The sequence below is a fragment of the Polymorphospora sp. NPDC051019 genome (assembly GCF_040683055.1).
GTDB classification, from domain to species: Bacteria; Actinomycetota; Actinomycetes; order Mycobacteriales; family Micromonosporaceae; genus Polymorphospora; species Polymorphospora lycopeni.
In genome coordinates, this window is record NZ_JBFBCH010000003.1 from 231,678 (window position 1) to 245,645 (window position 13,968).

Sequence of the window (13,968 nt, forward strand, 5' to 3'; positions counted from 1 at the left end):
CAATGACAGCAGCGACTGTGAATCGAGTCAACAGTCAAAATTTCTGACAGGGTGATCATCTGGAGGGTTGGTGGCCGTGAGCAGCGGCGATTCGCCCGTACGGGTGCTGTGAACCGCCGAATCAGGCAAATGGGCGGACTCGACTAACCTCCGAGGGGCACGTAGCGTGCGGGGCCCGCCCCTCCTGCGGCAGGGGTGTGCCCGTCGACGAGGGGAGCGCGGTGCGCGGCGCGACACGACAGAGGCCGGCTGACACGCCGACCATCGGAGCCCTGGTCCAGGTACGCGGCCAGCGCTGGGTGGTCAGCGACGTCGAACCGGGCGACCACAGCCACCTGGTCGGGCTGCAGAGCGTCGAGGACGGCCGGTACGGCCACACCCTCGACGTCATCTGGGAGATCGAGCCCGGTGCCCGGGTCCTGCCCACCGGCGCGCTGCCCGAGGTCACCACCACCGGCTTCGACCCGCCCGAACGCCTCGCCGCGTTCCTCGACGCGGTCCGCTGGTCGGCCGTCACCTCCGCCGACGTCAAGACCCTGCAGGCCCCGTTCCGCTCGGGTGTCGCGATCGAGGACTACCAGCTCGAACCGGTCGCCCGCGCCGTCGACGCGCCCCGGGTCAACCTGCTGCTCGCCGACGACGTCGGCCTCGGCAAGACCATCGAGGCCGGCCTGGTCGCCCAGGAGATCCTGCTCCGTCAGCGCGGCCGCCGCATCATGATCGTCTGTCCGGCCGGGCTGACCGTGAAGTGGCGCGACGAGATGGCCGAGAAGTTCGGTCTCGACTTCACCGTCATCGACACCGAACGGTGCGCGGTCGTGCGCCGTACCCACGGGTCGGCCGCCAACCCGTTCCAGGTCTATCCACTGTGCATAGTCAGCCTGCCCTGGCTGCGCGGTCAGAAGGCGCAGCGCCTGCTCGACGAGGTGCTGCCGGCCGACGGACCCGGCACCCGCCGCACCTTCGACCTGCTCATCCTCGACGAGGCACACCACGTCGCACCGGCCGCACCCAAGCAGGTCTACGCCGTCGACTCGCAGCAGACGAAGCTGATCCGCCGGCTCGCCCCGCACTTCACCCACCGGCTGTTCCTGTCGGCGACCCCGCACAACGGCTACCCGGCCTCGTTCACCGCCCTGCTGGAGATCCTCGACGACCAGCGGTTCGCCCGCGGCGTACGCCCCGACCCGGCCGCGGTCCGGGAAACCGTCGTACGCCGGCTCAAGCGCGACATCGTCGACGCCGACGGCAACCCGCGGTTCACCCGCCGCCAGGCCCGCGAGATCCAGGTCCACTATCCCGAGCGGGAGCGGGAGGTGCACGCCCTGCTCACCGAGTTCGCGGGGCTGCGCCGCAAGCGCCTGCTCACCGAACGGGGCCGCAAGGCCACCGACCTGGTCACCCTGCTGCTCAAGAAGCGCCTCTTCTCCAGCCCGGCCGCGTTCGCGCACACCGTCGACGTCTACCTGGAGACTCTCCAGTCCAGGACCCGGGCCGCCGCACCGCCCGGTGACGACGTGCCGGAGTGGGTGGAGGAGTTCTTCGACGACACCGCCACGTACGACGACGAGCAGCTCGCCCAGGCCGAGGACGACGCGTTCGGGCGTACCCGGTCGATGCAGCCGGACGCGACCGGCGACGAGATCGAGCTGCTGGAACGGATGCGGCGGTGGGCGCTGACCCACGAGGCACAGCCGGACGCCAAGGCCCGCGAGCTCGTCAACTATCTGCGGGCGGTGACCAAACCGGACGGCCGTAACTGGAGCAACGAACGCGTCGTCGTCTTCACCGAATACCGGGACACCCAGTCCTGGCTCGCCGAACTGCTGCGCCAGGAGGGCCTGGCCGGCGACGCTGTCGCCCTGCTGCACGGCCAGATCTCGCCGGAGGACCGGGAGCAGATCCGGCTGGCGTTCCAGGCCGCCCCGGACGAGAACCCGGTCCGGATCCTGCTCGCCACCGACGCCGCCAGCGAGGGCATCGACCTGCACACCCAGTGCCACCGGCTGGTCAACTACGACATCCCGTTCAACCCCAACAAGCTCGAACAGCGGATCGGCCGGATCGACCGCTACGGGCAGAAGAACGACCCCGACGTACGACACTTCGTCGGCGCCGGCTGGGGTCACGCCGTCGACTCGTACGAGGCGGACCTGGAGTTCCTGTCCCGGGTCGCGACCAAGGTCGCCCGGATGGAGGAGGACCTCGGCGCGGTCAACGCCGTCCTGTCCAACGCCGTACAGCGCCGGATGCTCGGCCAGGACACCGCCGACGTCGACACGGTCACCGCCACGGCGCCGGCCACCACCGGCCTGGCCGGTGACGCCAACGTCGGCGAGCAGGTACGCCGGCTGCGCGGCAACCTCGACGACACCGTACGCGAACTCGGCCTGACCCCGGCCGCCGTCAAACGGGTCGTCGACACCGCTCTCGCACTGTCCAACCAGCAGCCGCTGCGCCACCAGCCGGACGAGAAGGGCCGCACCGACCAGCTCTACACGGTGCCGACCCTGACCGGCTCCTGGCAGCGCGCCGCCGCCGGCCTGACCGAGAAACTCAAGCGCCGTAACGAACCGCCCCGGCAGCGGCCGGTCACCTTCGACGCCGGTGCCGCCAAGGACCGCGACGACGTCGTACTCGCCCACCTCAACCACCCGCTGGTCGCCATGTCGACCCGACGGCTGCGGGCCGCCGTCTCCGACCCCGCGATCGGCCTGCACCGGATCACCGCCGTCGTCAGCGACGACCCGGCGCTCGAAGAGGTGCTGGTCGGTGCCTACTCCCGGTTCGTCCTGGTCGGCAACGACGGCGTACGCCTGCACGAGGAGGTCCTGTACGCCGGCGGCTGGGCCCCGGCGGCCGGCCGGTTCCGCCGCCTGGAGAACCTGACGACCCTCGGCGGCATCCTCGACCGGGCCCTGACCGCCGGCATCCCGGCCACCGCCCCGGTCCGCGAACGGCTCGCCGAACGCTGGCCCCGGATCGCCGACGGCCTGCTCGCCGCCATCGACTGGCGCGGCAACACCCGCCAGGAGGCCCTGACCCGCAAACTCGACCAGCGGCAGAAGGCCGAAGAGGCGCGGATCAACGCCAACCTGGACCGGTTCGCCGCCACCCTGCGCGCCGAACTCGCGAACGATGACGCCGAGGCGGAGGACGCCCTGTTCAGCCGCGCCGAGGCGGCCGGCTCCCGGGAGGAACGCGAACAGTACCGCCGGGACCGCGAAACCTGGCGGGCCAAACTCGACGGCCTGGAAGCCGAACGGTCCCGCGAGCTGGCGGCGGTCGCCGCCCGCTACCGCGACCCGCAGCCGCACCGCTTCCCGGTCGCGGTCGTCTTCGTCGTCCCGAAGCGGGAGGCCACCCGATGAACCGCCGTCCGTCACGCCGCCCCGCCACCCCGGACGGCGCCACCCAGCACCGGGAATGGCTCAGCCTCGTCGACATCAGCGGCCCGTTCCTCAGCCTGCCCGTGCTGCGGGACACCTGGCCCGGCCTCGACGCCCTGGACCGGCCGGCCCGGCACCGGCTGCGGCTGGCCCACGCCACCTGGCTCGACGACCGGGCCGCCGGCCAGTCCGCCTGGACCGACCACGTGCTGCGTGACCTGCTCGGCTGGCGCGAGCTGCTGCGCGACACCGGACTCGACCGGCTCGCCGTCGACGTCGCCGAACACGACACCACCATCCGTCCCAGCTTCGTCCTGGTCGAGCCCGGCCCGGCCGCGACCGCCGACACGGTCAAGCCCGACGACGTACGACTGCTCGGGCTGGTCTGCCCGCCCGGTCACCAGCCGACCGCCCGGGTGCCCGGCTCGGCGTGGGCGGCGACGTACGCCGACCGGCTCGCCCACCTGTGCCGGCACCACGACGTCGAACTCGGCCTCGCCACCGACGGCCGCTTCTGGACCCTGGTCTGGGCGCCACGCGGCAAGGCGACCACGACCGCCGTCTTCGACGCGATCGCCTGGCCGGAAACCGCCGAGCGCGTCGTCGTACGGGCCTTCGTCTCCCTGCTGTCCCGGCACCGGTTCTTCAACGTCGCCGAACCGCAGCGGCTGGTGAAGCTGCTGCACGCCAGCCTGGAAAACCAGGAGGAACTCACCGAGGCGCTCGGCGTACAAGTCCGGCAGGCCGTCGAACTGCTCGTCGCCGCGATCGGCCGTGCCGACGTGCACGACCGGGAACACGGCGGCCCCGGCCTGCGCGACGTCGACGCCCACGACGTCTACCGCGGCGCCGTCTCGGTCATGATGCGGATCGTCTTCCTCCTCTTCGCCGAGGAACGCAACCTGCTTCCCGCCGACAACCCGCTCTACGCGCGGGCGTACTCTGCCGGCGGGCTGCGTGCCGAACTCCAGCAGCAGGCCGACGACGGCACCGAGGACGAGCTGGAACACTCGTACGCCGGCTGGCAGCGGCTGCTCGCCCTCTTCCACGCCATCTACCGCGGCGTCGACCATTCGCAGCTCACCATGCCGGCCCACGACGGCTCGCTCTTCGACCCGGCCCAGACCGACTGGCTGCCGCTGACCATCGACGACCGGACCGTGCTGCACATGCTGAACGCCGTGCAGCGGGTCCAGGTCGGCACCGGCAAGAACCGGGAGGTCCGCACGCTCAGCTTCGCGACCCTCGACGTCGAACAGATCGGGTACGTCTACGAGGGCCTGCTCTCCTTCGAGGGCTTCCGCGCCGACGAGGTCACCGTCGGCCTGATCGGCAAGGAGGGCATCGAGGAGGAAATGCCACTGTCCGTACTGGAGGAGCTGCGGACCCGGCACGGCGCCGAGCTGCCGAAGGCGCTGGCCGAGAAATACAAGGACTCCAAGATCGGCTCGGCGGCGGCGCTGGCGAAGAAGCTCACCCCGCCCGACGACGTCGAGCGCGAAGAGGTACGCAAGCGGCTGCTCGCCGTCACCGGCGGCGACTACCCGCTCGCCGAACGGCTGATGCCCTTCGACGGCGTCATCCGCAAGGACCTGCGCGGCCTGCCGGTCGTCATCCTCCCCGGGGCACTCTTCGTCACCGAATCCGCGCTGCGCGGCAACACCGGCACCCACTACACCCCGCGCGAACTCGCCGAAGAGGTCGTCGAACACGCCCTCGAACCACTCGTCTACGCGCCCGGCCCGCTCCAGACCGCCGACCGGACACAGTGGACGCCGAAGTCCGCGCGGGAGATCCTGGCGCTCAAGGTCGCCGACATCGCGATGGGCTCGGCGGCGTTCCTGGTCGCCGCCGGCCGCTACCTGGCCGGCCACCTGATCGCCGCCTGGGCCCGCGAGGGCGACGAACGCGCCATCTCGTACGTCGTCGCGGACGGGGACCGCCCGGTCAACGCCGACGCCGACCCGCTCGTCATCGAGGCCCGCCGGCAGATCATCGAACACTGCCTCTACGGCGTCGACATCAACCCGATGGCCGTCGAGATGGCGAAACTGTCGCTGTGGCTGGTGTCGATGGACCCGCACCGCCCCTTCACCTTCCTCGACGACCGCCTCGTCGCCGGCGACTCCCTGCTCGGCATCACCAACCTCGACCAGCTCGAAACCATGCACCTCGACCCGGTCAAGGGCCGCAAGCTGCACGAGGGAACCTTCTTCGACTGGACGTCCGGGGTGCGCGAACTCGTGGCCGAGGTGGCCCGCGACCGCCGCCGGATCGCCGAGGTCGAGTCGGCGGACGGCTCACTGGACGCCAAACGCGAACTGCTCGCCGCCGCCGAGGCGAAGACCGCCCGCCTACGCCTCTACGCCGACCTGGCCGTCGGCGCGGCACTCGCCAACGCCGGCCGGGGCGAGCGGGCGATCAATGCCGGATCGGTGGAGGCGGCCAAGCTCGTCGACGACGTAGCGGCCGGCCGCATGAGCGAGGAAGACGCCCGGGTGCGGGCCACCAGATGGCTGGCCACCGACCACGTCCCCGGCTCCTTCGACCGCCACCCCCTCCACTGGCCCCTGACCTTCCCCGAGGTCTTCAACGACCGCAACGGCTTCGACGGGGTAATCGGCAATCCGCCATTTCTCGGTGGGCAGAAACTCACCGGCACCCTCGGCACCGCCCACCGCGAATACCTCGTCGAGACGATCGGCCGAGGAGTGCGGGGCAGCGCGGACCTGGTGGCCTACTTCGTGCTCCGCGCCCATGCCGTGCTCAACAACAGGGGGCAGACCGGCCTGATCGCTACCAACACCCTCGCCCAGGGCGACACCCGCGAGGTCGGCCTGGATCAGATTGCGGCGGCTGGAACCACCATCCGTCGGGCGATCAAGAGCCGGCCTTGGCCATCCCGGTCTGCGGTGCTCGAATACTGCGCTGCCTGGACCAGCCGAGCGCCGGTCGCGAAGCAGGCTGAGCGCGTCTTGGACGACGCCCCGGTTCGCGACATCTCCCCGGCGCTCGACTCGGTCTCCAGGACGTCCGGAAACCCGTTCCGGCTGGCTGCGAGTGGTGGAAGATCGTTCATCGGGTCGTACGTGCTCGGGATGGGATTCACGATGGATCCGGCCGACGCGATCGCACTGATCGAAAAGGATTCGGCAAACAAGGACGTCCTGTTCCCTTACCTCAATGGTCAAGACCTGAACAGCAGTCCGGATGCCGCCGCAAGCCGTTGGGTCATCAACTTTCATGACTGGAGCGAGGCGCGAGCACAGGAGTATGCGGACTGTTATGGCCAAGTAGTTCGCTTGGTGAAACCAGAGCGCTCCACCAACAATGACAAGCGGCGGCGAGAAATATGGTGGCGGTTCACGCGTCCTGCGCCGGAGCTGTATCAGGCGATTGCGGGGTTGGGGCGGGTGGTGGTGATTGCGCGGGTCAGCAAGACCGTGATGCCGGTGATGGTGCCGACGGGACAGGTCATCAGCGAAGCGGTTGTGGTGTTTGCTACGGACGACACGGCGATGTTGGGGTTGTTGTCGAGTGCGCCGCACTACTGGTGGGCGGTCAGTCGCGCATCCACGTTGGAGACGCGTGTTCGCTACACGCCGTCGGATGTGTTCGAGACGCTGGCGTTGCCGGAGTTGACTGCCGAGTTGCGGGAGTTGGGGGACCGGCTGGACACGTACCGGCGGGATCTGATGCTGGCCCGGCAGGCCGGGCTGACCGCGACCTACAACCTCGTCCACAACCCGTCCTGTCAGGACGACGACATCGCCGAGCTGCGCCGGATCCACGTGGCGATCGACGAGGCCGTCTGCCGGGCGTACGGCTGGGACGACCTGCTCGCCCACGGCCTCGACCACGACTTCCACGACCTGGGTCGGGAGACCCGTTACACCGTCGGCGCCTACGCCCGCCGCGAGATGGTCGACCTGCTCCTCGAACTCAACCACGAGCGGTACGCCGCCGAGGTCGCTGCCGGCCTGCACGACAGGAAGAAGTCCGCCCGCAAGGCCGCCCAGCCCGAAGGGACCCTGTTCTGATGGCCGAGGGGTTGTTCCCGCACCCGCGCGGGGAGCAGGAGATGTTGCCGCTGGGTGACGGCGGACGGGCCGTGGCCGCCACCGCGCCGGGGACCGGGTCGGACGACATCGAGCCGCTCGACGTACCGCAGGAGTTCGAGGCGGCGACTTCGTTCCAGGTGCGGGACGAGTTGCAGGCGCTGGTCGGGCGGGATCTGCTCGGGCCGTGGGACGGTGACCACGAGCAGTTCCGGCCGGGGGCGATGGGGCCCCGGGAGCGGTACCTGGTCGGAATGCTCGGGCCGAAGCCGGCACTGCACCGGGCGGCCCGGGTCGCCGAGCCGCCGGACATGGACGCGGCGGTGCAGGGCGACGCCAGTGACGGCGAGCTGCCGGAGGTGCTGACCCCGCAGAGCCTGGGCAAGATGTGGGCGTCGTCGATGGGGATGTCGTTCGCCGTAACCGGTGACGTCGACGTGCTGCGGGTCGACTACGGCTGGGGGCGTTACGAGCCGAAGCCGGTCGAGGATGAGAACGGCCGCAAACGCACGAGCTGGACCCGGGAGCCGGTCGAGAAGCGGGCCGAGGTACGCCTCGACGGCAAGCCGTCGTACGACGTCGAGTCGGGTGTGCCGGGCGTGCGTCTCGCGGTCGAGGTGCGTCCCCGGGACGGGCGCCGGGTGGTGCAGATCGTCCTGGTCAACGCGCAGTCGGAGCCGGAGAGTCGGGCCGACACCGCCTGGCTGTTCCAGTCCCGGCTGACGGTGACCGCCCTCGACGGGCAGGCGGCCGTGTTCCTGCCGGTCGACGACCCGCTCGACGGTGGCCGGCCGGGTTCCGGTGACGAGGACGTCGAGGAGGCGCGGCTGCGGCTGCTCTACCGGGGGCAGCGCCGCTACGCGACCGGCCGCAACGTCGCCGTGCACCCGACCGTCCGCGCCGGGGAACGGCACGCGTACCGGCTGGAGACGACGTGGCTGCCGGCGTACGACGTACCGGCCACGGTGGCCGCCGCGGGCGACGAGGCGCTGGCGGCGGTCGAGTTGTCGATGGACGCGCTGGCGACCGCCGGGCCGCGCCAGCTGCGGCACGGGCTGGCGCCGCTCGCCGACGGCTACCGCGCCTGGCTCGACGAGCGGGCCGCCGAGATCCCGACACTGCCCGCGTCGCTGCGGGCGGCGGCCGAGTCGGCGGTGTTCACCGCCCGGCGGGCCGCCGACCGGATCCGGGCCGGCATCGAACTGCTCACCGACCCGGGCGCCGACCGGCACGCCGACGCGCTGGCCGCGTTCCGGTTCGCGAACCGGGCGATGGCGTTGCAGCGGCGGCACTCCGAGGTCGCCCGGCTGCGTGCCGAACACCCGCAGACGTACGCCGAGGCGAAGGCCACCGTGGACGCCCGGGGGCCCGGTGCCGCGTCCTGGCGGCCGTTCCAGCTCGCGTTCGTGCTGCTGAACCTGCCGTCGATCACCGACCCGGGGCACGGGGAGCGGGCCGCCGACGACACGGCAACCGTCGACCTGCTGTTCTTCCCGACCGGTGGCGGCAAGACCGAGGCGTATCTGGGGCTGACCGCCTACACGTTCGCGATCCGGCGGCTCCAGGGCGTGATCGGGGTCGGCGCCGACGCCCGCAGCGGCTCGGCCGGCGTCGCCGTACTCATGCGTTACACGCTGCGGCTGCTGACCGCGCAACAGTTCCAGCGGGCCGCCGCCCTCGTCTGTGCCGCCGAGGTGCTGCGCCGCGAGGACGAGGCCCGCTGGGGTGCCGAACCGTTCCGGATCGGGCTGTGGGTCGGCGGCGGCGTCTCCCCGAACTGGTACACCGACGCCGCGCAGCAGATCCTGGAGGCGAAGGACAGCGCCGACCCGCGCCGCGCCAGCGTGCTGCAGACGCTGAGCTGCCCGTGGTGCGGCAGCGCGCTGCGCGGCGACCGCGACCTCGACCCGCGCGACGACACCCACCGGGTGCTGGTCTGGTGCCCGGAAGGCGAAGGCGTCGACGCCTGCCCGTTCTCCCGCACCCGCGGCGACGAGGGGCTGCCGATCCTCACCGTCGACGAGGAGATCTACCGGTACGCGCCCAGCCTCGTCATCGCCACCGTCGACAAGCTGGCCCAACTGCCGTGGCGCGGCTTCGCCGGCATCCTGTTCGGCCGGGTCCAGCAGTGGTGCCCCCGGCACGGCTACCGGCACGACGACCTCGACGGCCGCACCGGCTGCGGGCAGCGGCACAACCGCAAGGGCAACCTGCCGGCGGTGACCAGCGAACCCGTGATCCGGCTCCGGCCACCCGACCTGATCATCCAGGACGAGCTGCACCTGATCTCCGGCGCGCTCGGCACCACCGTCGGCCTCTTCGAGGCGGCCGTCGACGAGCTGTGCACCTGGCCGCTGCCCGGCGGGCGGGAGACCGGGCCGAAGATCGTCGCCTCGACGGCGACCACGAAACGCGCCGCCGAACAGGTGCTCGGCGTCTTCGGCCGGCGGCTGGCGGTCTTCCCGCCGCCGGTCACCGACATCGCCGACACCTGGTTCAGCCGGCAGGTGCCGGTCACCCCGGCCCAGCCGGGCCGCCGCTACCTCGGCATCTGCGCCCACGGCGTACGTCTCAAGTCCGCCGAGATCCGGCTCGCCGAGATCCTGCTGATCGCCGGCCAGACCATGTTCGACCGGTACGGCGCACCCGCCGACCCGTACATGACGACGGTCGGCTACTTCAGCGCCACCCGCGAACTCGCCGGCATGCGCCGATACCTCGACGACGACGTCACCACCCGGGTACGCAGCCACGGCCGGCGCAAGGGGCTCTCCGACCGGCTCGACAGCACCCAGATGCTGACGGTCCAGGAACTCACCTCCCGGATCTCGTCGTCAGACATCAGCGAGGTGCTGAAACGCCTGGAGATCGGCTTCGACCCGGAGCTGGACACCACCGCCCGCCGCCGGGCGATCCGTGACGACATGCGGCGGGTCATGGCGGCCCGGACCGGTTCCGGTCCACGACCGACGCGGCACCCGCTGACCGACCGGTGGTATCAGCGCACCGACCGCGACCAGCAGCCGGTCGACGCGGTCCTGGCCACCTCGATGCTCCAGGTCGGCGTCGACGTGTCCCGGTTCGGGCTGATGGTCGTCACCGGCCAGCCGAAGAACACCGCCGAATACATCCAGGCGTCGTCCCGGGTCGGCCGCGACGCGAAGCGCCCCGGCCTGGTCGTCACCCTCTACAACTGGTCCCGGCCCCGGGACATGGCCCACTACGAGGACTTCGAGTACTACCACGCCACGTTCTACCGCCAGGTGGAGGCGCTGTCGGTCACCCCGTACACCCGGCGGGCGCTGGACCGGGGGACCACCGCGACCCTGGTCGCCGCCGTACGCAACGCGAAGGAGAACTTCTCCCGCAACGGCGACGCGCACACCGTGCCGCTCGACGGGCCCGAGGTGACCCGGATCATCGACCGGATGCTGGCGCGGGCCGAGGCGATCGGCGGCCAACGCGGCCGCGACTACCTCGCCGAACGGATCAACCGGCTCCGGGACCGCTGGGCCCAGAAGCGGACCGGTCAGACCCGGCTCGGCTACCTCGATTCCGGCGCCGACCAGCAGCGGCTGGTCGGGCTGCTGGAGCGGGCCGGCGGGCAACGCTGGGACGACCTGACCGTCGGCCAGTCGATGCGGGAGACCGAGAACGAGATCAACCTGCTGGTGCCGGCCGGGGCGCAGCTCTTCAGCCCGCTCTACGACGCTCCGGAGTGGACGTTCGGTTCCAGCGGTAGCCCGGACGGCGCGGGGCTGGACGGTGCTGTCCAGGACGGCAACGAGGATCTGCCCGACGGCGACGAACTCGGCGAGTCGACCCTGACCGCCGGAAAGGGCAACTGATGGCCGGCAACCACTTCAGCCGGGTCGGCGCCGTGCGGCCCAGCCACCTCATGTTCACCACCGGCGTCGGCGCCCTCGTCGATCTGCCCAACATCTCCGTACTCGTCCGCGGGCTCGACGACTGGCGGCACGACAAGGTCCCGGACTGGGAGGCGATCACCGAACCCCGGGTGCTCGACGCCGTACAACGGATCCTCGGCAAGCAGGTCAAGGAACTACGGCCGGCGCCGTGGCTCGACGGCGCCGACCGCGACCCCGCCGGCCCCGCCGGCCGGGTCGGGGTGCCGGTCGTGCCGTTCCCCGGCTGGCTGCGCTGCACCGTCTGCGACGAACTCGGCCCCATCGACTCCGGCGCGTTCGGATTCGACAACGCCAACGCCCGCAAGCCGCACGAGGCCCGCTTCTTCCACGCCGGCTGCCGGCGCAAGGTCAGGTCGAGGAAGAAGCCACTTGCCGTCGCCGCCCGCTTCCTGCTCGCCTGCACCGACGGACACCTCGACGACTTCCCGTACGCCCGCTTCGTCCACCACGGCGGATCGTGCCCGGAAGCCACCCACCCCACCCTGAAGATGGACGACCGGGGCGGCAACCTCGGCGCCAACGTCGAGATCAAGTGCATGCGCTGCGAACAGCGGCGCAACATGCGCGAGGTGTTCGGGCCGCGTGGCGCCGACAAGCTGCCCCGCTGCCGGGGCCGCCGGCCCCACCTCGGCGACTTCGAGACCTGCAAGGTCGAGCCGAAGGTGCTCGTCGTCGGCGCCTCCAACCAGTGGTTCGCGCAGACGCTGTCCGCGCTCGCCGTGCCGCCCACCGGCGCCAGCGAACTCGACGCCAAGGTCGACAAGCACTGGGACAAGCTGGAGAACATCCCCGACCTGAGCATCATCTCCTACCTGCGGACCGTGGTTCCCGTCTTCCGGGAGATGGTCGACTGGAGCGACGACGAGATCCGGGCGGCGATCGAGGCACGCCGGGCCGGGCCGAAGCCGGAACCGCAGACCGGCAACCCCGACCTCCGCAGCGCCGAATGGGAGATCTTCTCCGCCCGGCAGCTGCCGGAACCCACCGACGACTTCACCCTGCGCCGCGACCCGGCCGGGGTGCCGGCCCGGCTCAAGGGCTGCTACGCCGACGTCGTCCAGGCCGAACGGCTGCGCGAGGTCCGCGCCATGGTGGGCTTCACCCGGCTCGACGCCCCCGACCCCGACGACCCCGACCTCGTCACCCGGGTCGCCCTGGCGCGCGGCGACGTCACCTGGGTTCCGGCCAGCGAGGTACGCGGTGAAGGAATCTTCCTCCGCCTGCCCGAGGACCTGGTCGCCAACTGGGAGCAGCGGGTCGCGACGTCGGCGGCGCTCGCCGAGCACCGCGACGCGTACGCCCGCTTCCGCAGCAACCGCTACTCGGCCCGGACAGCCGGCCGGCTGCCCGGCGGCTTCGACCCGATGCGCAACTGGCCCGGCGCCCGCTTCATCGCCCTGCACACCCTGTCGCACCTGCTGATCCGGACCATCGCCCTCGAATGCGGCTACTCGTCGGCCAGCCTCTCCGAACGGATCTATCCCAGTAGGGACGACGACCCCCGCGCCGGAATCCTGATCTACACGGCGGTGCCGGACGCCGAGGGCACCCTCGGCGGGTTGGTGTCGCAGGCCGAGGAGGAGCCGCTGGTACGGCTCACCCGGCGGGCGCTGGCAACGGCGATGCACTGCTCGTCCGATCCGCTGTGTGCCGAACGGCTGCCGCAGGAGCCGGCCGACTTCCTGCACGGCGCCGCCTGCCACGTCTGCCTCTTCGTCTCCGAGACGACCTGCGAACGCGGCAACCGGTTCCTCGACCGTCGGTTCGTCGTCCCGATCGACGACCCCGACCTGGCTCTCTTTCCCGAGCTGCCGTGACGTCGTACGCGGCGTTCGAGGAGGCGGCGGCCTCGGCGGTCGAGGCACTGGGAGCCGGGCCGCTGCGGGTGCTCGCCGACCGGATCGGCGCCGGCTGGCCCGATCATGCCGCCCTCGGCTCGGTCGCGGTCGCCGGGTTCGCCGACGCCGCGCGGGCCGTGCTGGCCGGCCAGCGGGCCGCCAAGCTGACCGGCGCGGAGGCCGCGGCCTACCTACGCGGCCTGGCCGCCGGCCACACCCGGCAGGCGTCGGCGGTCCGTGTCGAATCGGTGTGGAGCGGCCCGAGCACCCACGCGGTGCCGGTCCGGGCCACCGCCCCGGTGCTCGTCGACCTGATCGGCGAGGCGACCGGCGAACTGCTGCTGATGACGTACTCGGCGAAGCCGTACCCGCCGGTGCTGGCGGCCCTGACTGCGGCCGTCGGGCGCGGGGTGTCGGTGACCGTCGTCGTCGAGACGCTGGCGGGCGCCGGCAGTGCGCTCGGCGGCGCAGAACCCGCGGCCGCGTTCGCCACCGTGCCCGGCGTGCAACTGTGGCACTGGCCGGTGGCGCGGCGGGCCGACGACCACGCCAAGATGCATGCCAAGATCGCGGTTGCGGACCGCCGCTTGTTGCTGGTCTCCAGCGCCAACCTCACCGCGTCCGGCATCGACCGCAACATCGAGGCGGGCCTGCTGGTCCGGGGCGGCTCGGCGCCCCGACGGGCGGCCGAGCACATCGCCGAACTGACGGCGGGCGCGGTCCTGGCCCGGCTCCGGCCGGGCGGATAGGAGGG

General features: G+C 71.6%; 5 protein-coding genes. All 5 read left to right on the top strand.

All coding sequences use genetic code 11. The features are described 5' to 3' along the window. The first annotated feature begins 221 nt into the window (after positions 1–221). From drmD to drmC, 5 genes are read left to right on the top strand one after another with little or no spacing between them, the layout of a single operon-like run. Entirely contained in the window at positions 222–3,371 is a 3,150-nt protein-coding gene (gene drmD / locus AB0M79_RS08030) for a DISARM system SNF2-like helicase DrmD (protein WP_364209351.1), read from the top strand. After that, a complete protein-coding gene (locus tag AB0M79_RS08035; protein ID WP_364209354.1) occupies positions 3,368–7,429 on the top strand; it encodes a DNA methyltransferase in 4,062 nt (1,353 codons plus the stop codon). Before drmD ends, AB0M79_RS08035 begins: the two co-directional genes overlap by 4 nt. After that, positions 7,429–11,295 carry a DISARM system helicase DrmA gene (gene drmA, locus AB0M79_RS08040; protein ID WP_364209357.1) on the top strand — a complete coding sequence of 1,289 codons (3,867 nt, stop codon included), beginning with the start codon at positions 7,429–7,431 and terminating at the stop codon, positions 11,293–11,295. The genes AB0M79_RS08035 and drmA overlap by 1 nt, the downstream gene beginning before the upstream one ends. After that, positions 11,295–13,193 (top strand): DUF1998 domain-containing protein, encoded by a 1,899-nt coding sequence (locus tag AB0M79_RS08045; RefSeq protein ID WP_364209360.1) that lies wholly within the window; start codon positions 11,295–11,297, stop codon positions 13,191–13,193. Before drmA ends, AB0M79_RS08045 begins: the two co-directional genes overlap by 1 nt. Next, a complete protein-coding gene (gene drmC / locus AB0M79_RS08050; RefSeq protein ID WP_364209363.1) occupies positions 13,190–13,963 on the top strand; it encodes a DISARM system phospholipase D-like protein DrmC in 774 nt (257 codons plus the stop codon). The genes AB0M79_RS08045 and drmC overlap by 4 nt, the downstream gene beginning before the upstream one ends. Positions 13,964–13,968 lie beyond the last annotated feature (5 nt).

Bases quoted from the DNA above. Each gene is read 5' to 3' on its own strand.
- AB0M79_RS08035 (WP_364209354.1), top strand. From the start codon at position 3,368: ATGAACCGCCGTCCGTCACGCCGCCCCGCCACCCCGGACGGCGCCACC.
- drmA (WP_364209357.1), top strand. From the start codon at position 7,429: ATGGCCGAGGGGTTGTTCCCGCACCCGCGCGGGGAGCAGGAGATGTTG.
- AB0M79_RS08045 (WP_364209360.1), top strand. From the start codon at position 11,295: ATGGCCGGCAACCACTTCAGCCGGGTCGGCGCCGTGCGGCCCAGCCAC.